This is a genomic window from Brevundimonas sp., from assembly GCF_035935935.1.
GTDB lineage: Bacteria > Pseudomonadota > Alphaproteobacteria > Caulobacterales > Caulobacteraceae > Brevundimonas.
Genome location: NZ_DASYWO010000002.1, coordinates 145837 through 167898 on the forward strand (window position 1 = coordinate 145837; position 22062 = coordinate 167898).

Here is a 22062-nt window from a genome sequence, read left to right on the forward strand (position 1 = left end):
TGGCGCCATCAGACGGCGGCCGGCTGGGCGGCGGCCAGACGGTGCGCGTCGGCACGCTGGATCGACACCCGCATGACCGAGATCAGGTAGTCGATGTCGACCGGCTTGGAGACGTAGTCGGACGCCCCGGCCTGGATGCACTTGGCGCGGTCGCCCTTCATGGCCTTGGCGGTCACGGCGATGATCGGCAGGTCCGCGAAGCGGGTGATGGAGCGGATTTCCCGCATCGTCTCGTAACCGTCCATGTCGGGCATCATGATGTCGACCAGAACGATGTCGATTTCGGGATGCTGGCGCAGCAGGTCCAGTCCCGCCCGGCCGCTTTCCGCGTAGTGCAGGTCGACGCCGAACTCCTCCAGGGCGCTGGCCATGGAGAAGATGTTGCGGATGTCGTCGTCGATCACCAGCGCGGTGCGGCCGGTCAGGATGGCGTCGTCCTTGCGCGTCTGGGCCAGGCTGGCGCGGGCCGCCTCGGACAGGCGGTCCGTCGGCTCGTGCAGCAGGATGGTGGCCTGCTCCAGCAGCTGCTCGGGGGTTCGGGCGAGGCGGGCATGGCCGGAGAAGACGGCCAGGCGCAGGCGCCGCTCGTCGTGCGGGTCCAGCGGGCCGCCGGCGTAGATGACCGCCAGACGCTGCGCCGCCTTCAGCCAGTCGATCATCGCGCCGGGAGACGCCATGCCGGCGTCCATGATCAGGCCGTCGGTCGGCTTCAGCTTGGCCTTGCCGAGGTTCTTCAGATCCTCGACGCGCATGACCTGACCGAACGCCGACTTGAGGGCGCCCACCGGTTCGCCGGCCGGACCCACGTAGACGAGACGACGGTCGGGCGCGGCCACGAAGTTGCGCACTTCGTCCAGGCTGGCCGCGACGCCTTCCCGATCGATCGGCTTGGGCGTGAAGCCGAAGGCGCCGATGGCGATGCCCAGGCCCGCCTGGTCGTCCGCGGAGATGACATGGACCGGGATGTGGCGCGTCTCGGGCGTCCGCTTGAGGAGGTCGAGCAGCGCCAGTCCGTCCATGTCCGGCAGGCCGACGTCCAGCATGATGGCCTGGGGGGCATAGCGCCGCGCCAGCGACGCCGCGGCCACCCCCTGCTGGGTGATGATGCCCTTGAAGCCGCTGTCGTGGACCAGCGCCAGCAGGATCGATCCGAAGCGCGGATCGTCCTCCACGATCAGGATGACGGGATCGCCCGGCGAAAGGTTGTCCCGGTCGTCGGCGAGCATCTGCACGACCTCGGCCTCGTCCTCGACCTCCATCTGGCGGACCACGATGGACTTGCCCGCGTCGCGGGCGGCGGCGGGCGCGGCGGGGGCGAAGTTGAGCGGCAGGTAGAGGGTGAAGGTCGAGCCGACCTCAGGCTCGCTTTCGACCTTCAGCTCGCCGCCGAGCGTGCGGGTGATTTCGCGGCTGATCGACAGCCCCAGTCCGGTGCCGCCGTATTTGCGGCTGGTGGTGCCGTCGGCCTGCTGGAAGGCCTCGAAGATGATCCGCTGCTTGTCCTCAGGAATGCCGATGCCGCTGTCCTTGACCGAGAAGGCGAGGACCTGGCCGGCCTTGTTCAGGTGGTCGTTCTCCGCGCTCCAGCCGCCCTGCACGCGCTCGACGCTGAAGCGCACCTCGCCCGACGCGGTGAATTTGAAGGCGTTGGACAACAGGTTCTTGATGATCTGCTGCAGGCGCTTGTCGTCCGTGTACATCGACGCGGGCAGGTCGGCGGCCAAGTCGATGCGGAAGTCCAGCTTCTTGTCCTGGGCGATCTGGGCGAAGGTGCGCTCCATCTGGTCGCGAAGATCGGCGAAGCTGGTTTCGCCGATGTCGAGGGTGACGGTGCCGGACTCGATCTTGGACAGGTCGAGGATGTCGTTGATCAGCCCCAGCAGGTCCGAACCGGCGGCGTGGATGTTCTTGGCGAACTCCACCTGCTTGCCGGTCAGGTTGCCCTGGGTGTTCTCGCTGAGCATCTTCGACAGGATCAGCAGGCTGTTCAGCGGCGTGCGCAGCTCATGGCTCATGTTGGCCAGGAACTCGGACTTGTACTTGGACGTCAGGGCCAGCTGCTCGGCCTTTTCCTCCAGCGCGAAGCGGGCCTGCTCCACCTCGATGTTCTTGGCTTCCACCTGCTTGTTCTGGGCGGACAGGAGCTGCGCCTTCTCCTCCAGTTCGGCGTTGGAGCTCTGCAGTTCCTCCTGCTTGGCGCGCAGGAGCTCCTCGGACTGACGCAGGGAGGCGGCCTGCTGCTCCAGCCGGTCGTTGGTGGTCTTGAGCTCTTCCTGCTGCGCCTGCAGCTCTGCCGTGAGCAGTTGCGATTGGCTGAGCAGGCCCTCGGTCCGCATGTTGGCGGCGATGGTGTTCAGCACGATGCCGACGGATTCCATCAGCTGGCTGAGGAAGGACTGGTGGGTCTCCGAGAACTCGCCGAACGTGGCCAGTTCGATGACCGCCTTGACCTCGCCCTCGAACAGGGCCGGCAGGACGATGATGTTCAGCGGCGCCGCGGCGCCCAGGCCCGATCCGATCTGCACGTAGTCCTTGGGCACGTTGGTCAGAAGGATGCGCTCCTTCTCCTTGGCGCACTGACCGATCAGGCTCTCCCCGAACCGGAAGGTGGGCGACAGGCGGTCCCGCTCGGTCGAGGCATAGGCGGCGGCCAGCACCAGCAGCGGCTGATCCTCTGCGTCCCGGTCGGCGACGTAGAAGACGGCGTGCTGGGCGTTGATCAGGGGCGCCAGCTCGGACAGCACCATGTTGGACACCGTCGCCAGGTCGCGCTCGCCCTGCAGCATGCGGGTGAAACGGGCCAGGTTGGTCTTCAGCCAGTCCTGTTCGGTGTTCTTGAGGGTCTGATCCTTAAGGTTGCGGATCATCTCGTTGATGTTGTCCTTCAGCGCCGCGACCTCGCCCGAGGCCTCGACGGTGATGGACCGCGTCAGGTCGCCCTTGGTCACGGCGGTGGACACTTCGGCGATGGCGCGCACCTGGGTGGTCAGGTTGCCGGCCAGCTGGTTGACGTTGTCGGTCAGGTCGCGCCACAGGCCGGCGGCCCCGGGCACCCGCGCCTGACCGCCCAGCTTGCCTTCCGAACCCACCTCGCGCGCCACGTTGGTGACCTGGTCGGCGAAGATGGCCAGGGTTTCGATCATGCCGTTGATGGTGTCGGCCAGGGAGGCGATCTCGCCCTTGGCGTCCAGCGTCAGCTTGCGCTTCAGGTCGCCGTTGGCCACGGCGGTCACGACCTCGGCGATGCCGCGCACCTGACCCGTCAGGTTGGCGGCCATCATGTTCACGTTGTCGGTCAGATCCTCCCACGCGCCGGTCACGCCCGGCACCTGCGCCTGACCGCCCAGCTTGCCTTCCGTGCCGACTTCCTTGGCCACGCGGGTGACTTCGCTGGCGAAGGCGTTCAGCTGGTCCACCATGACGTTGATGGTGTTCTTCAGCTCGAGGATCTCGCCCTTCACGTCCACGGTGATCTTCTTGGACAGGTCGCCCTTGGCGACGGCGGTGGTCACCTCGGCGATGTTCCGCACCTGGCCGGTCAGGTTGCCGGCCATGAAGTTCACGTTGTCGGTCAGGTCCTTCCAGGTGCCGGTGACGCCCTTCACCTGCGCCTGCCCGCCCAGCTTGCCCTCGGTGCCCACTTCGCGCGCCACGCGGGTCACTTCGCTGGCGAAGGCGTTCAGCTGGTCCACCATGGTGTTGATCGTGGACTTCAGCTCGAGGATTTCGCCCTTCACGTCCACGGTGATCTTCTTGGACAGGTCGCCGTTGGCGACCGCGGTGGTCACCTCGGCGATGTTCCGCACCTGACCGGTCAGGTTGTCCGCCATCAGGTTCACGTTGTCCGTGAGGTCCTTCCACGCCCCCGTCACGCCGGTGACCTGGGCCTGACCGCCCAGCTTGCCGTCGGTGCCGACCTCCTTGGCCACGCGCGTCACTTCGGACGCGAAGGCGTTCAGCTGGTCCACCATGACGTTGATGGTGTTCTTCAGCTCGAGGATCTCGCCCTTCACATCCACGGTGATCTTCTTGGACAGGTCGCCGTTGGCCACGGCCGTGGTCACCTCGGCGATGTTGCGGACCTGACCCGTCAGGTTCGCCGCCATGAAGTTCACGTTGTCGGTCAGATCCTTCCAGGCCCCGCCGACGCCCTTCACGTTGGCCTGGCCGCCCAGTTTCCCGTCGGTGCCCACTTCGCGCGCCACGCGCGAAACCTCCGAGGCGAACGAGTTCAGCTGATCGACCATGACGTTGATGGTCGACTTGAGCTCAAGGATCTCGCCCTTCACGTCGACGGTGATCTTCTTCGACAGGTCGCCGTTGGCGACCGCGGTGGTCACTTCGGCGATTTCACGCACCTGACCCGTCAGGTTGGCCGCCATGGAGTTGACGTTGTCGGTCAGGTCCTTCCAGGCGCCGGTCACGCCCTCCACCTGGGCCTGGCCGCCCAGCTTGCCGTCGGTGCCGACCTCCTTGGCCACGCGGGTCACTTCGGAGGCGAAGGCGTTCAGCTGGTCCACCATGACGTTGATGGTGTTCTTCAGCTCCAGCACCTCGCCGCGCACCTGCACGGTGATCTTCTTCGACAGGTCGCCCTTGGCGACGGCGGTGGTCACCTCGGCGATGTTCCGGACCTGACCGGTCAGGTTGTCGGCCATGGAGTTGACGTTGTCGGTGAGGTCCTTCCAGGCGCCGGCGACGCCCTTCACGTTGGCCTGGCCGCCCAGCTTGCCTTCAGTGCCGACCTCGCGCGCCACGCGCGTCACTTCCGAGGCGAACGACCCGAGCTGGCCCACCATGGTGTTCACGACCCGGCCGATGCGGAGGAACTCGCCGCGAAGCGGCCGCTCCTCATCGTCGAGATCCATGGTCTGGGAGAGGTCGCCCTTGGCCACGGCGCCGATCACGCGCGCCATCTCGGCGGTGGGATGCATCATGTCGGCGATCAGGTCGTTGACGGCCTCGACGCTGTCGGCCCAGGCCCCGGAGGCTCCCGGAAGCTTCGCGCGCGCGTTGATGCGGCCCTGCCGCCCCACGGTTTCCGCCAGCCGCCCGAACTCCCGGCTCATGCGGTCGTTCATCTCGACGACTTCATTGAACGCGTCGGCCAGTTCCCCGTCGACCCCGCCCAGGTTGACCGGCAGGCGGACGGAGAAGTCGCCTTTGCGGAACGCCTTAAGGGCGGCGAGAAGCTGTCGGTTGTCGAGGGAGTCGGAGGCGATTGCGGCCATGGACATGGGGTACACCAGAACGAGACACCGATCGGGGTGACCGTCACGCCTCGACGTCGGACGCGACCGTTGATCGGCCTCTCCGGACGTCGGCGCGCGTGTTCGTTCCCCCAACCCAACCTTCGGAAATGGCCTTTCGACGTGTTCGGTTCCGTTCACTTCGCAAAATTTCTGAAGTTGCCATTCGGGCCTCAGCGACTAGGTTCGCGCGCCATGCAGACCTTCCGCTACGGCCCCGCGGCGCGGTGACGGGCTCCGACCGCACTCCCCTCGATCCGCAGTTGACGAGCTTTATCGAAAGCGCGCTGCCGTCGGTCTGGGCGCTCGAGACCTTGCTGGTCATGCGACGCGGCGCGGACAGGGTGTGGACGGCGGACGCCCTGGTCGGCGAGACCCGGTCGAGCCACAACGTCATGAGCGATTGTCTGCGCACGCTGGAGCGCGCCGGCCTGGTGGCGGTGGACGCGGAGGGGCATCGCTATCGGCCCGCGACGCCGCAGCTTGCCGAACTCGTCGACCGTCTCGAAACAACCTATGCGAAGCGTCCGTTCAGCGTTACGGCTGTGATCATGGCCAAGCGATCGGACGCCCTGAAGGGGTTCGCCGACTCCTTCCGGCTGGGGAGGTGGACGTCATGAGCCTGGGCGCGCCTGCACTGGTCTACGGATTGTGCCTGCTCACCAGCGCGATCTGCGCCGGCCTGCTGATCCGATCGTGGCGGCGGACGCGGCAGCCCCTGCTGATGTGGAGCGCCGGATGCTTCTCGCTGCTGGCGCTGAACAACCTGTTCGTGGTGCTCGACATGGTGCTGCTGACGGCGACGGACTTTTCGCTATGGCGCGTCGGGACGGCGTTCGCCGCAGTGAGCGTGCTCATCTACGGCTTCATCTGGGAGGTCGACCGATGACCGCCCAGGCCGTCATGACGGGCGCCATCATCATGGGATACGGGGTCGCCGCGATCTTCTTCCTGAAGTTCTGGCGGCGGACGGGCGACCGGTTGTTTCTGGCCTTCGCCACGTCGTTCCTGCTGCTGGCCGCGGTGCCGCTGCTCACCGTGACGCTGCAGATCCCCCGCGAGGAGCAAAGCGCGTTCTACCTGCTCCGCGCCCTGGCCTTCATCGTCATCATCGTGGCCATCGTCGGCAAGACGCGGCAGCCGCGCGGCTGACGGGCCCGGTTTCAGAGGCGGGAACGGTCTTCCAGCACGCGCATGACCGCGTCCAGGCTCAGTCCCCGGACGTTCAGCAGCACGATCAGGTGGAACAGCAGGTCGGCGGCCTCGGACGCCAGCTCCTCATCAGTGCCGGCGACGGCGGCCAGCGCGGTTTCGACGCCTTCCTCCCCCACCTTCTGGGCGATGCGCTTCACGCCGTCGACCTTGAGCCGGGAGGTGTAGCCTGGAGCCTCCGGATCGGCGGGGCGGGCGTCCACGGTCCGCTCCAGCCGGGCCAGCCGCCCCAGCCCCGGGGCGTCCTCGTCGCCGAAGCAGCTGGTCCGGTTCAGGTGGCAGGCGGCGCCGACCGGGCGCACCTTCACGACCAGGGCGTCGCCGTCGCAGTCGGGCGTGATCGACACGACGTGCAGCCGGTCGCCGGACGTCTCGCCCTTGCGCCACCGGCCGCCGCGGGACCGCGAGAAGAAGGTCGCCTCGCCGCTGTCGACCGTCTCCTGCAGGGCGTCGCGGTCCATGTAGGCGAGAGTGAGCACCTGCAGGGTGTCGGCGTCCTGAACGACGGCGGGGATCAGGCCGCCGCCCTTGTCGAAATCCAGCGCATCGGGGTCGATCATGGCCTCACCTCGACGCCGGCGGCCGCCAGCTCGCGCTTGAGATCGGGGATGCGGACCGCCCCGGTGTGAAAGACGCTGGCGGCCAGGGCGCCCGATACGTCGGCCTCTCGAAAGACCTCGACGAAGTGCGCCGGAGCTCCGGCGCCGCCCGAGGCGACCAGCGGGATCGTCAGCCGGGCCCGCGCGGCCGTCAGCTGCTCGAGGTCGTAGCCGCGGCGCACGCCGTCCTCGTCCATGCAGTTCAGCACGATCTCGCCGGCGCCGAGGCGCTGGGCCTCGACGATCCAGTCCAGCGTGCGGCGGCCGGCGCCGCGGCTGGCCGTCGGGTCGCCGGTGTACTGATGCACCATCCAGTCGTCGCCCACGCGCCGACTGTCGACGCCGACGACCACGCACTGGCTCCCCAGCCGCCCGGCCATTTCAGAAATCAGCTCCGGCCGCTCCAGCGCCGGCGAATTGACGGAGACCTTGTCCGCCCCGTGGTCCAGGCAGCGGGCCGCCTGCTCGACGGAGCGGATGCCTCCGGCCACGCAGAAGGGGACGTCCAGCAACCGCGCCACGCTCTCGACCCAGCCGTAATCCAGCGTCCGGCCCTGCGGGCTGGCGGTGATGTCGTAGAAGACCAGCTCGTCGGCGCCTTCGTCGCGATAGCGGGCGGCCAGTTCGGCTGCTTCGCCCACGTCGACGTGCCCTTCGAAGCGGACGCCCTTCACCACCCGTCCGTCCTTCACGTCCAGGCACGGAATGATCCGGCGCGCGCTCATCGCACGGCCTCCAGCGCCTGTTCCACCGTGAAGCGGCCCTCATAGATAGCCCGGCCCACGATGGCTCCCGCGCAGCCGACGTCGCGGGCGGCGGTCAGATCGGCGGCCACGGCAACCCCGCCGGAAGCCTGCACCTGCAGATCGGGGCGGCGCCGGACGATCTCGGCCAGGAGGTCCAGGTTGGGGCCGGTCAGGGCGCCGTCGCGGCCGACGTCGGTCACCAGAAGGTGAGACGCCGCGCCTTCCGGGAACCGGGCCAACGCCTCCCACAGGTCGATGCGGGCGGCCTCGGTCCAGCCCTTCAGGGCGGGGACGGGCACGCCGTCGCGGACGTTGACGTCCAGCGCGAGCGCGATCCTGTCGGGACCGAAGGCCCCCAGCCAGTCGCGGACGGTCTCGGGCGCGGCCACCGCCTGTGAGCCGACCACGACCCGCGCCACGCCTGCGTCCAGCAAGGCCGCGACGTCGTCCCGGGCGCGAACGCCCCCGCCCGACTGGATATTCACGTTGGCCGCGCGCGCGAGCCTTCCGATGAGGTCGTGCTGGACGGCGCGGCCCGCCTCGGCTCCGTCCAGATCGACGACGTGCACCCATTCGGCGCCCGCGTCGACGAAGCCCTCCAGCCGCGCGGCGGGGTCGTCGTCGTAGCGCGTCACCTGATCGAACCGCCCGTGCATCAGCCGCACGCACGCGCCGTCCCTCAGGTCGATGGCCGGATAGACGATCACGCGGAAAGCTCCAGAAAGTTGCGCAGGATGCGGGCGCCGGACACGCTCGATCGCTCGGGATGGAACTGGCAGCCCCACCGGTTTCCGGCGCGCACGACGGCGGGCACCAGAACGCCATATTCGGCGCGGGCAAGGGTCGCCGGCCCTTCGGGACAGACGTAGCCGTGGACGAAATAGGCCCAGGCGTCGCCGCCGACGCCCTCCAGCAGAGGGTCGTCGCGGACGATCTCCAGCCGGGACCAGCCCATGTGCGGCACCGGACGGGACGGCCCCGGTTCCAGACTCCGCACGCGACCGGGGATCAGCCCCAGCATCCCGGTCTCGCCCTCGTCGCTGCGGTCGAACAGCAGCTGCTGCCCCAGACACACGCCCAGCAACGGGCGCGCGAACGCCCGGATCGCCTCCACCAGACCCAGCTCCCCCAGCCGCGCCATGGCATAGCCGGCCGCGCCCACGCCCGGCAGGATCAGGCGGTCCGCGGCGTCGACGTCCGCGGCGGTCGAGACCAGCCTCACGTCGGCGCCCAGTCGTTCCAGCGCGAAGCGGACCGAGGCGACGTTGCCGGCGCCGTAGGCGAGCAGACCGACGCTCACAGCACGCCTTTGGTCGACGGCACGGCCTCGCCCTCGACGCGGATGGCCTGACGCAGGGCACGGCCCAGCGCCTTGTAGACCGCCTCGGTCTTGTGATGGTCGTCCTGTCCGGTGACGGAGACGTGGATCGCCGCGCCGAGATGCTCGGCGAGGCTGCGGACCACGTGGGCGGTCAGATCGGTGCGGTAGTCGCCGAGGAACGGCGTGGCGAAATCGCCTCGGAACACCGGATAGGGGCGGCCCGAGAGGTCGATCGACACCTTCGCCTCCGCCTCGTCCATGGGCAGGACGAAGCCGTACCGGGCGATGCCGCGCCGCTCGCCCAGCGCCTGCTTCAGCGCCTGGCCCAGGGCGATGGCCGAGTCCTCGATCGTGTGGTGCGGGTCCGTATGCAGGTCGCCTTCGCACGAAAGGCTGAGCGAAAATCCGCCGTGGGCCGCCACCTGCTCCAGCATGTGGTCGAAGAAGCCGACGCCGGTACGGATCGTCACGGGGGCGGGCGCTTCCAGATCGACGGCGCAGACGATGCGCGTCTCCTTGGTGTCCCGCACCGCCTGACCCGTTCTGTGCGGTCGACCGGTCGGGGCGACGCCGAACGCCGCCAGCGCGCGGTCGTTCAACTCGGCCCTGGCGAAGACGGGAACACGCAGGCGGTCGCCCTCGACTTCGGCGGCGACGCCCAGCCGCGCCAGCGCCGAGCGGGCGCCTTGCAGATCGGTCGGCCTGGCCGCGATCACCGGACCGACGCCCGGTTCGACGACCATCTCCCGCGACAGGGCCTTGACCATGCGCGCGCGTTCGTCGCGCACCCGCGCGATGCGGGCCCCGGTCTCAACGACCCGCGACGGATCGAGGGCCTGCAGCGCGACCCGCAGGCTCGGCTCCGGCAGCGGGTGCGGCTCCAGCACCTGCGCGACGCGCGCCAGCGTCGCCGGCGACGCCAGCAACGCGCCGACGCGCGCGCCCGACAGGCCGTGGGACAGCGACAGGCTGCGCACGACGATCAGGCCCTCGACCTCGCGCGTCAGGGACGCGACGGAGGCCTGCTCGGAGAACTCCACCCGGGCCTCGTCGACCACCAGAAGGGCCGGCGCGACGCGCGCTGCCATCTCGGCCACCGCTTCCGCCGAGCCCAACCCGCGCACGATGACCGCACCGGTCGCGGCGTCGGGCGAGGCCGGGCGGTACAGCTTCGCCAGGGCGTCGAAGGGCGGCGCTCGGGGCGCCTCGACGCGCTGGTCGTCGCGGGCCGCCAGGCGGAAGATCAGCTCCAGACCATGTGAGGCGCCGCGCACCGGCAGGACATGATCGCGCGGAAGCCCGTAGACCTCCGCCATGCGGGCGGCCACGGCCTCGGTCGACGAGGGCGGGCGGTCCAGTCCGTCGCCCCCCGACACCAGCGGAGAAAACGGAGCGGGCAGAGTCATCGTCCGGCCCTCAGATCGGCGGCGCGGGCATGCGCCTCGAGACCCTCCAGCCGGGCGAGGCGCGCGGCGACCGGGCACAGCCCCGATGCGCCGCCTTCGGAGACGGTCTGCACCGACATCGACGTCATGAAGCTGGCGGTGGTCAGGCCGCCCAGCGTCCGGGCGCCGCCGTCTGTCGGCAGGACGTGGCTGGGCCCGGCGGCGTAATCCCCCAGCGTCTCGGCCGCGTGCCGGCCCATGAAGACGGCGCCCGCGGCGGTGATGCCGTCGATCAGGTCTTCGGGGTATTCGACCTGCAGGGCCAGATGCTCGGGGCCGTACAGGTTGATCGCCTCCAGCGCGGCGTCGAGGTCGCGCACGAGGATCGCCCGGCCCTCGGCCAGCGAGGCCCGCGCGACGTCGGCCCGGGGCAGGTCGGTCAGCTGCGCCTCCACCTCGGCGAGCACGTAGTCGATGGTGGCGCGGCTGGTGGAGACCAGGACGACCTGCGCGTCGACGTCATGCTCGGCCTGGCTCAAGAGGTCTGCGGCCGCGATCTCCGGCGCGGCGTCGCGGTCGACGACCACCATCAGCTCGGACGGTCCCGCCGGCATGTCGACGGCCGGGCCCCGCGGCAGGGCGGCCGCCTGCTTCTTGGCTTCGGCCACCCAGGCGTTGCCGGGGCCGAACAGCTTGTCGACGGGCGGGATGGCGCCGTCGTCGAAGGTCGCGCCGAAGGTCAGGGCGGCGATCGCCTGGGCGCCGCCGATCAGCCAGATCTCTTCCAGACCGGCTTCGGCGGCCGCGAAGATCATCGCCGGGTGCACGCCGCCGTCTTTGGCCGGGGGCGTCACGACGACCGGGCTCCGGACGCCCGCGACCCGCGCCGGGATGGCCTGCATCAGCAGCGAGGAGAACAGCGGGGCCGTGCCGCCGGGGACGTAGATGCCCGCGGACCGGATCGGCCGCCAGGCGATGCGGGAGCGGACGCCCGGCGTCGTCTCGATCCAGTCGCCGTCGACAGGCCGGGTCGCCTCGTGAAAGACGCGCACATTGTCCGCCGCGACGCGCAGGGCGCGGACGTCGGCGGGCGGCAGCGCGGACCGCGCCGCGGCGACGGTCGGGAAGTCGAGCGCGATGCGGCGGGGCGCATGGCCGTCCAGCTTCAGGGCCCAGTCTGTGACGGCCGCGCCGCCGCGCTCGCGGACGTCGTCAAGGATGGCGCGGACGCCGTCGGTCACCCGCGCCTCGGCGCGCCGGGCGGGCCGCGCCAGGGCGTCGCGCCGTCCGGCTTCGTCCAGCTGGCTCCAGTCGAACCGCTTCATCACATCATCTTCTCGATCGGCAGGACGAGGATGGCCGAAGCCCCTTCGGCCTTGAGCTTCTCCAGCGTCTCCCAGAACACCGCCTCCTGGCAGACCGCGTGAACGGCCACGGCGTCGTCGCGGCCGGACAGGGGCATGACGGTCGGCGCGCCGGCGCCCGGCAGCAGGGCCGTGATGCGGTCAAGACTGGCGCGCGGCGCATTCAGCATCACGTACTTGGCGCCCTGGCTGGCCACGACGCCGGCCATGCGTTCGACGATGCTGTCGAGCAGGTCGGCCAGTTCGGGCTCGGGCGCGACGGGCGAGCGGATCAAGACGGCCTGGCTGTCCAGCACGGTCTCGCGCGCCTGCAGGCCGTTGGCCTCCAGCGTGGCGCCGGTGGACACCAGATCGCAGATGGCGTGCGCCAGCTTCAGCCGGGGGGCCACCTCGACGGCGCCGCGCATGGTGACGACGTCGGCCGAAACGCCGCGGTCCGCCAGCCACCGTTTCAGCACGCGCGGATAGCTGGTGGCGACGCGTCGGCCCTGCAGGGAGGCGGGGCCGTCGTAGTCCAGCGTCGGCGGCACGGCGATCTTCAGGGTGCAGCGGCCGAAGCCCAGCGGCATGACGACTTCCGCCGCCGGCCCGCCGTTGCGGCCTTCCTCCAGCACGTTCTCGCCGACGATGCCCAGGTCGCAGACGCCGTCGGCGACGAAGGTCGGAATGTCGTCGTCGCGGACGCGCAGCAGATCGATCGGCGCGTTTTCAATGCGGTACAGCAGATCGTTCGTGCCCTTGACGACGCGCAGACCGGCGTCGCGGACGAGGTCGAGGCTGCGGTCGGACAGGCGGCCGGACTTCTGGACGGCGATGCGCAGCCGTCCCTTCACGGTACTCATGGGATAAACTCAGGTTCGGGGAGAGAGACGGTCCAGCACCAGGCGATAGCCCTGATGCGGCATCTCCTTGAGGAAACGCGCCACGCGGACGACGGTGGTCGGGCTGGCTTGGGCCTCGGCGGCGATTTCGCGATACGAGCGGCCGCCCGCGTCCAGAAGGCGGGCGACTTCCCAGCGCTCGGCGAAGGCGCGCAGTTCGGCCGGCGTGCAGAGATCGGACAGGAAGGCGTCGACCTCGTCGCGCGTCTCCAGCGACAGCAGCGCGTCATAGAGGGCCAGCCGGCTGAGCGCCGGGGCCGCGTTGCGGGGCAGAGTGTCGATCATGCGCGTTTCACTATGATGTAACATTGGAACGGTCAAGGGCGTCTTTCACCTTTCCACGATCATCGAGAGGGCCCGCTTGACTCTTTCCGGCCACAGGCAGCTTATGGAACAAATGAAGAACATAAAAGGCAGGAGCGACCTCGTCGGGGCGTTGCGGACCCGGCTGTCCGGGTGCGGGACCCTGCGCGCGCCGACGCGGGGAGAGGCGGGAAGGGCGGGCCTTCCCCTCGCGTCCGCGCGACGCGGTCTGCACGACGTCTATGCCGCTACGTCTGCGGACTCCGCGTCGACGAACGCCTTCGCCCTGGGGCTGGGGGTGGGCGCCGCGGGAGGGCGTCCCGTCGTCTGGGCCCTGCAGCACATGGCGGATCAGGAGAGCGGACGACCCTACGGGCCCGGCCTGCACCAGATGGGATTTCGGCCGCGGGACCTGCTGCTGGTGCGGGTGCGCGACGCCGCCGCGCTTCTGGCCGTGGGGGAGGAGGCCCTTCGCAGTCCGGCGGTGGGCGCCGTGGTGCTGACCGCCTGGGGAGAGGCGCGGGCCTTCACCCTGACGGCCAGTCGTCGTCTGGCCATGGCGGCGCGGGCGGGGGGCGGAAGCGTATTTCTGGTCCGGGCGGCGGCCGATCCGGCGCCCAGCGCGGCCGAAACCCGATGGTCGGTGCGGGCGGTCGCCTCCAGCCCGCTCGAGGCCGGAGCGCCCGGCCGACCCGCCTTTTCCGCCACCCTGCTGCGATCCCGCGGCGGCGAGGCGACCCGGACCTGGACGATGGAGTGGGACCGTGAACGACGCGTCTTCGTCGAACCGGCGCCGCTATCTGGCGGTCTGGTTCCCCTGGCTGCCCAGCGACAGGCTGGCGCGCGCGACGGCGACATGCGCCACGTCGCCTGAAGCCGCACGGCCCGTCGTCGTCGTCGACAAGGTGGGCGGCGCCCTGCGCCTCGTCGCCGTCGACCCGCAGGCGGCCGGTCTGGGCCTGTCGCCCGGAATGACTCTGGCCGACGCCCAGGCCCGCACGCCGGACCTGAAGGCCGCGCCGCATGAGGCGGAACAGGACGACGCCCTGCTGTCCGCCGCCCTGAACGACTTCGACCGCTTCACGCCCATGATCTCGCTCGATCCGCCGCACGGTGTGGTCCTGGACGTGACCGGCTGCGCTCATCTGTTCGGCGGAGAGGCCGGTCTGGTCGCGGCGGTTCACGCCCGCGCCGGTCGCGCCGGACTGCAGGTCCGCATGGCCCTGGCCGGCACGCCGGAGTGCGCGCGCGCCCTGTGCCGGTTCGGACCGGGAGGTTCGTTCGATCCCGGCGCGGACCGGGCCGCGGCGCGTCGCCTGCCGGTGGCCGCCCTGGAGCTGTCCGAACGGGAGGAACAGGCCCTGCGCCGGGCCGGGCTGAAGCGGATCGGCGATCTGGACGACCGCCCGCGCGCGCCCCTGGCCGCCCGGTTCGGCCGGGACTTTCCCGCCCGGCTGGCGCGGGTGCTGGGCGACGAGGACGTGCGCATCACCCCGCACCGACCGCCTCCCCCCTTCGTGGTGGACCGGATCTTCTTCGAGCCCGTTTCCGCGCCGGAGGACGTCGAGCGGGTGCTGGCCGACCTCATCGCCGACACCGCGCGCGGTCTGGAGGCCCGGGGGCAGGGCGGGCGCGCCTTCCAGGCCGGCTTCTATCGCGTCGACGGCGCCGTCCGCCGCGTCACGGTGCGCACCGGCCGCCCGACGCGGGAGGCGGCGACGGTGCTGCGCCTGTTCCGCGAGCGGCTGGCCAATCTGGCCGCCCCCGTCGATCCGGGCTTCGGCTTCGACCAGATCCGCATGACGGTCACTGCGGCGGAGGCGCTGGCGCCGGTCCAGTCCGGCCTGCAGCCGGACCGGCCGACGGACGGGGAGCTGGCCCGCCTGGTCGACCGCCTGACGGCGCGGCTGGGTCCCGAGCGGGTTCTGCGCTTCCATCCGCACGCGTCCCACATGCCCGAACGGGCGCAGCGACTGGTCCCTGCCGCGGAAGGGGCGGCCGACGACTGGTCCGCGGCCGATCCTGAGGATCCGCCGCTCCGGCCGCTGCAGATGTTCCATCCGCCCCAGCCGGTCGACACCCTGGCCGAGGCGCCCGACGGCCACCCCTATCGCTTCCGCTGGCGTCGCGTGGAGCACAGGGTCGCGCGCGCCGAGGGACCCGAACGCATCGCCGGCGAATGGTGGCGCGCGCCGGACCAGAAGACCCGCGACTATTACCGGGTGGAGGACGTCGACGGCCGCCGGTTCTGGCTGTTCCGGCAGGGTCAGTACGGCGAGGCCGATCCGCCCCGCTGGTTCGTCCACGGCCTGTTCGCATGAGCCCGCTGGATCCCGTCGGCGGCTATGCCGAGCTGGCCGTGACCAGCAATTTCTCCTTTCTGCGCGGCGCGTCGTCGCCCAAGCAACTGGTCGCCACCGCCATTTTGCGGGGCCACGTCGGCATGGGTCTGGCCGACCGCAACTCCGTGGCCGGGGTGGTGCGGGCGTGGAGCGCGCTCAAGGCCCTGAGGGACCACGGTCTGCTGCCCCCCGACGTCCGCCGCGAGGGCTCCGGCCCCGGAGAGACGGTGGAGGAGGAGGACCACACCATCGATCCGGCCCTGTCGGAGGAGGTCCGCCTGCGGGCCCGGGACTTCAAGCTGATCACCGGCGCCCGGCTGGCCTTCAACGACGGCTCGCCGGACGTGCTGGCCTATCCCGAGACGCGCGCCGGGTGGGGGCGGCTGACGCGCCTGCTGACCCTGGGCAACCGGCGGGCCAAAAAGGGCGAATGCGAGATCGGCCTGCGCGATCTGCTGGCCGCGCCGGAGGACATTCTGCTGATCGTCATGCCGCCGGACCGTCTGGCGGGGCTGGAGTCGACGCTGTCCCGCATCGCCGACGCCGCGCCCGGCGCCGTCTGGCTGGGCGCGACCATGTTGAGGCGCGGGGACGACCGACGCCGTCTGGCCCGGCTGCGCGCGATCGCGGAACGGGCGGGCGTGCCCCTGGTGGCGACCAACGACGTGCTGCACCACCACGCCGGCCAGCGCGATCTGCAGGACGTGCTGACCTGCATCCGCGAGGGCGTGACCATCGAGGAGGCGGGGCTGCGCCTGAACGCCAACGGCGAGCGCTGGCTGAAGCCGGTGGCCGAGATGACGCGGCTGTTCCACGACGCGCCCGGCGCCGTGGCCGAGACCCGGGACGTTCTGGACCGCGTCTGCTTCGATCTGGCCCAGCTGTCCTATCAGTATCCCGAGGAGCCCGTGCCGCCCGGCTGGGCGCCGCAGGCCTGGCTGGAGCACCTGACCTGGCGTCACGCGGCGGAGCGGTGGTCGGAGGAGATTCCGCCGAAGGTGGCGGAGCTGTTGCGGCACGAGCTGGACTTCATCGCCCGCAAGAAGATCGCCCATTATTTCCTGACCATCTACGACATCGTGCGCGTGGCGCGGGACATGCGCATCCTGTGTCAGGGGCGGGGGTCGGCGGCCAATTCGGCGGTCTGTTACGTTCTGGGCATAACCTCGGTGGACCCGCTGGAGTCCGACCTGCTGTTCGAGCGCTTCCTGTCCGAGGACCGCGACGAGCCGCCCGACATCGACGTCGACTTCGAACACGAGCGGCGCGAGGAGGTGATCCAGCACATCTATGGCCGCTATGGCCGCGAGCGCGCCGGCATCGCCTCCACCGTCATCCATTTCCGCCCCCGCAGCGCCATCCGGGAGGTGGGCAAGGCGCTGGGCCTGACCGAGGACGTGACGGCCCGTCTGGCCGCCAGCCACTGGGGCAGCTGGGGATCGGAGATCGGCGAGAAACACGTCGCGCAGGCGGGTCTGGACGCGGCCAATCCGACCATCGCCCGCGCCGTGGCCATGGCGTCGCGCCTGCTGCATTTCCCGCGGCACCTGAGCCAGCACGTCGGCGGATTCGTGCTGACGCAGGACCGGCTGGACGAGATGGTGCCCATCCACAACGCGGCCATGCCGGACCGCACCTTCATCGAGTGGGACAAGGACGACATCGACGACCTGCGCCTGATGAAGGTGGACGTGCTGGCGCTGGGCATGCTGACCTGCATCCGCAAGGCGTTCGACCTGATGCGGGACCATCAGGGCGTGGAGATGGACCTGCCGTCCGTGCCCCGGGACGACCCCGAGGTGTACGACATGCTGTGCCGGGGTCAGTCGATCGGCGTCTTCCAGGTCGAGAGCCGGGCGCAGATCAACATGCTGCCGCGTCTGAAGCCCCGGAAGCTCTACGATCTGGTGATCCAGGTCGCCATCGTAAGGCCGGGTCCGATCCAGGGCGACATGGTCCATCCCTATCTGCGGCGGCGCGGCGGCAAGGAGGCGGTGACCTACGCCTCGCCGGCGCCGGAACACGGCCCTTCCAATGAGCTGGAACAGGTGCTGCGCAAGACGCTGGGGGTGCCCCTGTTTCAGGAGCAGGCCATGAAGGTCGCCATGGTCGCGGCCAGGTTCAACGACGCCGAGGCGAACGGCCTGCGCAAGTCGATGGGCACCTTCCGCGGCGACGGCAAGCTGGGAGAGTTCGAGGAAAAATTCGTCGGGCGCATGATCGCGCGCGGGTACCCGCCCGACTTCGCCCAGCGCTGCTTCGACCAGATCAAGGGCTTCGGCTCCTACGGCTTCCCGGAAAGCCACGCCGCCAGCTTCGCCCAGCTGGTCTACGTCTCCTCCTGGATCAAGCGGCATCATCCCGCCGCCTTCGCCTGCGCCCTGCTGAACAGCCAGCCGATGGGCTTCTACGCCCCCGCCCAGATCGTGCGCGAGGCGCAGGAGGTCGGGGGCGTGGAGACCCGGGCCATCGACGTGTCCTTCAGCGACTGGGACAATGCGCTGGAAGGCCCGGCCGACCGGCTCGCCCTGCGGCTGGGGTTCCGCCAGATCGACGGTTTCCGTCAGGAGTGGGCCGGGCGTCTGGTCGCCGCCCGGTCCCATCGCGACTTCGACGACGTGGAGGCTCTGGCCCGTCGCGCCCGTCTGCCGGCGCTGGCGATGCGCAAGCTGGCCGACGCCGACGCCTTCCGCTCGCTGGGCATGGACCGGCGGGAGGCCCTGTGGGCGGTGCGCCGCCTGCCCGACGACGACGCCCTGCCGCTGTTCGCCGCCGCGCAGGCCCGGGAGCTGGGCGAGGAGCCCGACGCGCGCCTGCCGGCCATGCCGCTGAGCGAGCACGTCGCCGCCGATTACCAGACCACGCGGCTGTCGCTGAAGGGACATCCCATGGGCCTGCTGCGCCCCGTCTTCGACGCGGAGAACATGCTCAGCTGCGCCGCGACCGAGGCGAAGCGCGGCGGCGCCCTGGTCCGCTGCGCCGGCGTGGTGCTGATCCGGCAGCGACCGGGAAACGGCAACGCCATCTTCATCACCATCGAGGACGAGACCGGGGTCATCAACGTCGTCATGTGGGCCCGCACCTTCGAGGAGTTCCGGCGCGAGGTCATGTCGGCGAGGCTGATGGTGATCGAGGGGACTGTGGAGAAGAGCGTCGAAGGCGTCACCCACCTGATGGCCCGGCGCGTGTTCGACAGGTCGGGCGAACTGTCCCGCCTGTCGGAAGATCACGACACCACGATCCAGCTGTCGGGCGCCGACGAGTTCGTCCACCCCCAGCACCCCCGCGGGGCCGCGCGGCACCCCCGCGACGTGCGCATCCTGCCGGGCTCCCGCGACTTCCACTAGGACGGGCCGCTCCGGGAACATTGCGAAAGCTTCATCCGAAGGGTCGTTGACCGGCGCTGCATTTGTAGCGAAGGCTGCAATTGTAGCTTCGGGAGGACGGCCATGCTTCAGACGCTGGCGCCGCGGGAAAGGCAGATCGTCGACGTGCTGTACCGGCGCGGCGAGGCGACGGTGGCGGAGGTCCGCGAGGCCCTGCCCGACGCCCTGACCGCCTCTGCGGTGAGGGCCATGCTGGCCCGGCTGGAAACGAAGCGGCTGGTGGCGCGCAAGGACACGCCGCGCGGCATCGTCTACGCGCCCCGCGTGCCCCAGGCGGAGGCGACGAAGTCCGCCCTCAGCCAGCTGGTCGGCACGTTCTTCAACGGCTCGGCGGCCGGGGCCGCCAGCGCCCTTCTGGGCATGAGCGGCCCGCTGAAGGACGAGGAACTGGACGAACTGGAACGGCTGATCGCCGAGGCCCGCAAGGAGGTGCGGTCATGATCGCCGTGTCGTCCGATCTGTTGATCGAGATCGTGCTGAAGGGCGCCGCCGTGATCGCCGTCGCCCTGGGGTTGGTGACGGCGCTGAAACGCCTGCCGGCGTCGCAGCGCGCCCTGATCGCCCATCTGGGCCTGCTGGTCGCGGCGGCCATGCCCCTGCTGGTGCTGTTCGGCCCACAGGTTGAGGTGGCGGGCGCCTGGACGCGCGACGCGGTCGTGGCGACGACGCCCGCCGCGGCAGGGGAGGCGGCCCACCTGAATCTCGCGACGCCGGCGCCGGCGTCGCCGACGGCCGCCCTGGCGGTGAACGTCCCGACGCTGGTCCTTCTGGCCTGGGTCTCCGGCGCCCTGTTCCTGGCAGGCGGCCTCGGCCTGGGGCTGGTGCGCCTGTTCCGACTGCAGCGTGAGGCGGCCGTCCTGACCGACCGCGACTGGCTGTCCGCGCTGGCGCACGCCCAGCACCGGATGGGCGTGAAGCAGGGGACGGCCCTGCTGCGCAGCGCGCGGCTGGGCTCCCCCGTCAGCTGGGGCCTGCTGCGTCCGACCATCGTGCTGAGCGACGCCGCCCTGAAGACGCCTGACCGCGCCGCGGCGATCCTGGCGCACGAGCTGGCGCACGTGGTCCGGATGGACTGGCTGAACCTGCTGGTCGCCCGCGTCGCCACGGCCCTGTTCTGGTTCAACCCACTGGTGTGGGCCCTGGCGCGGCAGGCGCATGAACTGCGGGAGGAAGCGGCCGACGACGTCGTCCTCCGAGGCGACGTGAACGGCCCCGACTATGCCGGCATGCTGGTCGACTTCGCCCGCGGCGAGCGCGGCGCGGCCCTGGCCGCACACGGCGTGGCGCCCGGCCGGGGTTCGTTGAAGCGCCGCCTGAGCCGCGTGCTGGACCGCGCCGCGCGGCGCGACCCCGCGCGGCCGGTGCAGGTCGCCGCCGGTGTGCTGGCGGCTGCGTCCCTGGCCCTTCCGCTCGCCGCCTTCACGCCCCTGCATACGCGCTTCGTCCCGCACGCCGTCGCCGGCACGCCCGCCGCGATCGTGCTCACAGAGTCCGATTCCGATCCGAACCCGACCGAGGCCGACGTCGAGCTGAGCCCGGCCGAGGAGGCGGCGCTGGAGGCGCAGATGGAAGCCGAGGCGGAAGCGGCGGTGGAAGCGGAAGCCGTGTCGCAGGACCCGGAACGGTCGGCGCAGACCCGCCCGGCACGGCTGTCGCCCGAGGCGCTGGCATCGATGAGCCTGCACGGCGTGACGCCCGAATGGATCGCGGCGCTGGAACGCGAACTGCCCTGGGTGCGCGGCCTGTCGGCCGGTCAGTTGACCAATCTCGCCATCCACGACGTGAGCCCGGAATGGGTGCGCGGCATGCGGAGCGTCGGCTACGACGGGCTGTCGTACGGTCAGGTGACGTCCATGGCCGTGCACGGCGTCGATCCGGCCTATGTGCGCGACCTCGCCGGAGCCGGGCTGACCGGTCTGTCGGTCGATCAGCTGATCGGACTTCGGATCGCCGGCGTGGACGCGCTTTACGCCCGGCGCATGGAGGCGGAGGGGATCACCGACGTCGACGCCCTGCGCCGCTCCGCCCTGATCGGACCACGACCCGGCGCCGGACCGCGAAGTCGACCCGAGACGCCCCGGCCGCCCACGGCGACGCCGCCGCCGGTTCCGCCCGCCACCCGCTGACCTGAACGCCTGAAGCCGACGCGCCGACGCTCCGGACGGAGCGAAAGACCCCGCGCGCCTTGAATCCAGAGGAGACCGTCATGATCCGCACCGCCCTGATCGCCATGCTGTCCGCCGTCGGGGTCGTCGCCGGGCCGCAGCAGGACCCGCAGCCGGCGCGCGCGCCGCAGCCTGCGCCTGGCTTCCGCGCCCCGCGCGTCGCCGGCCCCGACCTGAGCCTGATCCGCTTCGCGCTGGAGGAGCGGACGGACGGACGGGCCCAGCTGGCGCTGAGTTTCGGCGAGGACGAGCGGGGCCGCCGCGGGAACATGAGCGGTCCGTGGGACTGGGCCGACCTGAGCGGCCTCAGTCGCGAGGCGCTGGTCGCCGCCGAGGGGCCGGTGGCCTTCACCCTGGACGCCGCGGCCGGCGATCTGAGATGTTCCGGCGTCGCGTCCGGCGGCATGGCGGCCGGGCGCTGCGACTTCGATCCGGACGACGCCTTCGCCACGTCGCTGGCGGCGCGCGTCGGCGCCCGGCCGGACGCGCAGCAGCTGTTCCATCTTGCCCTGACGGACTTCGACCCCGCGCTTCTGGATGCGCTGGACCGGCATGGCTATGCACGGCCCGATCTGGATCAGGTGGTCGCGGCGGCCATCCACGACGTGGACGCCGCCTACGTCGCCGACGTCGCGCGCAGCGGCTACCGCCTGGCCTCGCTGGACGACCTGGTCGCCTTCGGCATTCATGGGGTGACGCCGGAGTACGTCGCCGCCATGGCGGCGCTGGGCGAGGGATTCCGCGACCTGCCCGCCCATGAGATCATGGCGCTGGCCATCCACGACGTGACCCCGGCCTACGTGCGCGACATGGCCGCCGTCGGGCTGGGCGGCGACGCGGAGGATCTGGTGGCGCTGAAGATCCACGGCGTCACGGTGGAAGGCGTGCGCGCCCTGGCCGCCGCCGGTTACGGGGACTTGAGCGCGGAGCAGCAGCTGGCCTTCGCCATCCATGACGTGACCCCCGATTTCATCCGCGAGATGGCGGCCGCCGGTTACGCCGACCTGTCGGCGGATCAGCTGGTGTCGCTGCGCGTCCATGACGTCACGCCGGACTACGCGCGGCGGATGGCCCGCGAGGGCGTGCGCGAACGTGCCGCCGATTGACCG

18 protein-coding genes are annotated in these 22062 nt (G+C 70.7%); 9 read left to right on the forward strand and 9 right to left on the reverse strand.

What is annotated here, in order from left to right:
• Positions 1–8: 8 nt before the first annotated feature.
• Positions 9–5231 (reverse strand): HAMP domain-containing protein, encoded by a 5223-nt coding sequence (locus VGR32_RS01120; protein WP_327447184.1) that lies wholly within the window; start codon positions 5229–5231, stop codon positions 9–11.
• Between the two features lie 245 nt (positions 5232–5476).
• On the opposite strand from VGR32_RS01120, the gene VGR32_RS01125 reads away from it, so the two are divergent.
• The 3 genes from VGR32_RS01125 to VGR32_RS01135 are packed head-to-tail and all read left to right on the forward strand — an operon-like array spanning position 5477 to position 6401.
• Positions 5477–5869 (forward strand): hypothetical protein, encoded by a 393-nt coding sequence (locus tag VGR32_RS01125; RefSeq protein ID WP_327447186.1) that lies wholly within the window; start codon positions 5477–5479, stop codon positions 5867–5869.
• Complete coding sequence (locus VGR32_RS01130; RefSeq protein ID WP_327447500.1) at positions 5866–6138, forward strand: DUF5985 family protein; 273 nt, start codon at positions 5866–5868, stop codon at positions 6136–6138. The genes VGR32_RS01125 and VGR32_RS01130 overlap by 4 nt, the downstream gene beginning before the upstream one ends.
• On the forward strand, positions 6135–6401 hold the full coding sequence (locus VGR32_RS01135; protein ID WP_327447188.1) for a DUF5985 family protein: 267 nt from the start codon (positions 6135–6137) through the stop codon (positions 6399–6401). Before VGR32_RS01130 ends, VGR32_RS01135 begins: the two co-directional genes overlap by 4 nt.
• A gap of 11 nt (positions 6402–6412) precedes the next feature.
• On the opposite strand, the gene hisIE is transcribed toward VGR32_RS01135, so the two are convergent.
• The 8 genes from hisIE to VGR32_RS01175 are packed head-to-tail and all read right to left on the reverse strand — an operon-like array spanning position 6413 to position 13042.
• Positions 6413–7021: a bifunctional phosphoribosyl-AMP cyclohydrolase/phosphoribosyl-ATP diphosphatase HisIE gene (hisIE, locus tag VGR32_RS01140; RefSeq protein WP_327447190.1), complete on the reverse strand. Its 609-nt coding sequence runs from the start codon at positions 7019–7021 to the stop codon at positions 6413–6415.
• The gene (gene hisF / locus VGR32_RS01145) at positions 7018–7785 is read right to left on the reverse strand and encodes an imidazole glycerol phosphate synthase subunit HisF (protein WP_327447192.1); all 768 of its coding nucleotides are present in this window, start codon (positions 7783–7785) and stop codon (positions 7018–7020) included. Before hisF ends, hisIE begins: the two co-directional genes overlap by 4 nt.
• Positions 7782–8513, reverse strand: coding sequence for a 1-(5-phosphoribosyl)-5-[(5-phosphoribosylamino)methylideneamino]imidazole-4-carboxamide isomerase (gene hisA, locus VGR32_RS01150; protein ID WP_327447194.1), 732 nt, complete (start codon positions 8511–8513; stop codon positions 7782–7784). Before hisA ends, hisF begins: the two co-directional genes overlap by 4 nt.
• A complete protein-coding gene (gene hisH / locus VGR32_RS01155) occupies positions 8510–9106 on the reverse strand; it encodes an imidazole glycerol phosphate synthase subunit HisH (RefSeq protein WP_327447196.1) in 597 nt (198 codons plus the stop codon). The genes hisA and hisH overlap by 4 nt, the downstream gene beginning before the upstream one ends.
• Positions 9103–10533 (reverse strand): imidazoleglycerol-phosphate dehydratase HisB, encoded by a 1431-nt coding sequence (gene hisB, locus VGR32_RS01160; RefSeq protein ID WP_327447198.1) that lies wholly within the window; start codon positions 10531–10533, stop codon positions 9103–9105. The genes hisH and hisB overlap by 4 nt, the downstream gene beginning before the upstream one ends.
• Positions 10530–11837 (reverse strand): histidinol dehydrogenase, encoded by a 1308-nt coding sequence (gene hisD, locus VGR32_RS01165; protein ID WP_327447200.1) that lies wholly within the window; start codon positions 11835–11837, stop codon positions 10530–10532. The genes hisB and hisD overlap by 4 nt, the downstream gene beginning before the upstream one ends.
• Complete coding sequence (gene hisG / locus VGR32_RS01170) at positions 11837–12718, reverse strand: ATP phosphoribosyltransferase (protein ID WP_327447202.1); 882 nt, start codon at positions 12716–12718, stop codon at positions 11837–11839. Before hisG ends, hisD begins: the two co-directional genes overlap by 1 nt.
• Positions 12719–12727: 9 nt before the next feature.
• Entirely contained in the window at positions 12728–13042 is a 315-nt protein-coding gene (locus VGR32_RS01175; protein WP_327447204.1) for a YerC/YecD family TrpR-related protein, read from the reverse strand.
• Between the two features lie 112 nt (positions 13043–13154).
• On the opposite strand from VGR32_RS01175, the gene VGR32_RS01180 reads away from it, so the two are divergent.
• The 6 genes from VGR32_RS01180 to VGR32_RS01205 all read left to right on the forward strand — a co-directional run bounded on the left by VGR32_RS01180 (position 13155) and on the right by VGR32_RS01205 (position 22059).
• Entirely contained in the window at positions 13155–13934 is a 780-nt protein-coding gene (locus VGR32_RS01180; protein ID WP_327447206.1) for a hypothetical protein, read from the forward strand.
• Positions 13825–15381 carry a DNA polymerase Y family protein gene (locus tag VGR32_RS01185; RefSeq protein WP_327447208.1) on the forward strand — a complete coding sequence of 519 codons (1557 nt, stop codon included), beginning with the start codon at positions 13825–13827 and terminating at the stop codon, positions 15379–15381. Before VGR32_RS01180 ends, VGR32_RS01185 begins: the two co-directional genes overlap by 110 nt.
• Complete coding sequence (locus VGR32_RS01190; protein WP_327447210.1) at positions 15378–18749, forward strand: error-prone DNA polymerase; 3372 nt, start codon at positions 15378–15380, stop codon at positions 18747–18749. The genes VGR32_RS01185 and VGR32_RS01190 overlap by 4 nt, the downstream gene beginning before the upstream one ends.
• 102 nt (positions 18750–18851) lie before the next feature.
• Positions 18852–19229, forward strand: coding sequence for a BlaI/MecI/CopY family transcriptional regulator (locus tag VGR32_RS01195; RefSeq protein ID WP_327447212.1), 378 nt, complete (start codon positions 18852–18854; stop codon positions 19227–19229).
• The gene (locus VGR32_RS01200; RefSeq protein WP_327447214.1) at positions 19226–20914 is read left to right on the forward strand and encodes a M56 family metallopeptidase; all 1689 of its coding nucleotides are present in this window, start codon (positions 19226–19228) and stop codon (positions 20912–20914) included. Before VGR32_RS01195 ends, VGR32_RS01200 begins: the two co-directional genes overlap by 4 nt.
• 80 nt (positions 20915–20994) lie before the next feature.
• Positions 20995–22059 (forward strand): hypothetical protein, encoded by a 1065-nt coding sequence (locus VGR32_RS01205; RefSeq protein ID WP_327447216.1) that lies wholly within the window; start codon positions 20995–20997, stop codon positions 22057–22059.
• Positions 22060–22062: the final 3 nt, after the last annotated feature.

What these genes read in the sequence shown, in the direction of transcription:
- hisF (WP_327447192.1), bottom strand. Translation starts at nt 7,785, where the DNA reads ATGAGCGCGCGCCGGATCATTCCGTGCCTGGACGTGAAGGACGGACGG.
- VGR32_RS01205 (WP_327447216.1), top strand. Translation starts at nt 20,995, where the DNA reads ATGATCCGCACCGCCCTGATCGCCATGCTGTCCGCCGTCGGGGTCGTC.
- VGR32_RS01135 (WP_327447188.1), top strand. Translation starts at nt 6,135, where the DNA reads ATGACCGCCCAGGCCGTCATGACGGGCGCCATCATCATGGGATACGGG.
- hisB (WP_327447198.1), bottom strand. Translation starts at nt 10,533, where the DNA reads ATGACTCTGCCCGCTCCGTTTTCTCCGCTGGTGTCGGGGGGCGACGGA.
- VGR32_RS01120 (WP_327447184.1), bottom strand. Translation starts at nt 5,231, where the DNA reads ATGGCCGCAATCGCCTCCGACTCCCTCGACAACCGACAGCTTCTCGCC.
- VGR32_RS01190 (WP_327447210.1), top strand. Translation starts at nt 15,378, where the DNA reads ATGAGCCCGCTGGATCCCGTCGGCGGCTATGCCGAGCTGGCCGTGACC.
- hisIE (WP_327447190.1), bottom strand. Translation starts at nt 7,021, where the DNA reads ATGATCGACCCCGATGCGCTGGATTTCGACAAGGGCGGCGGCCTGATC.
- VGR32_RS01175 (WP_327447204.1), bottom strand. Translation starts at nt 13,042, where the DNA reads ATGATCGACACTCTGCCCCGCAACGCGGCCCCGGCGCTCAGCCGGCTG.
- hisG (WP_327447202.1), bottom strand. Translation starts at nt 12,718, where the DNA reads ATGAGTACCGTGAAGGGACGGCTGCGCATCGCCGTCCAGAAGTCCGGC.
- VGR32_RS01180 (WP_327447206.1), top strand. Translation starts at nt 13,155, where the DNA reads ATGAAGAACATAAAAGGCAGGAGCGACCTCGTCGGGGCGTTGCGGACC.
- hisD (WP_327447200.1), bottom strand. Translation starts at nt 11,837, where the DNA reads ATGAAGCGGTTCGACTGGAGCCAGCTGGACGAAGCCGGACGGCGCGAC.
- VGR32_RS01130 (WP_327447500.1), top strand. Translation starts at nt 5,866, where the DNA reads ATGAGCCTGGGCGCGCCTGCACTGGTCTACGGATTGTGCCTGCTCACC.
- VGR32_RS01195 (WP_327447212.1), top strand. Translation starts at nt 18,852, where the DNA reads ATGCTTCAGACGCTGGCGCCGCGGGAAAGGCAGATCGTCGACGTGCTG.
- VGR32_RS01200 (WP_327447214.1), top strand. Translation starts at nt 19,226, where the DNA reads ATGATCGCCGTGTCGTCCGATCTGTTGATCGAGATCGTGCTGAAGGGC.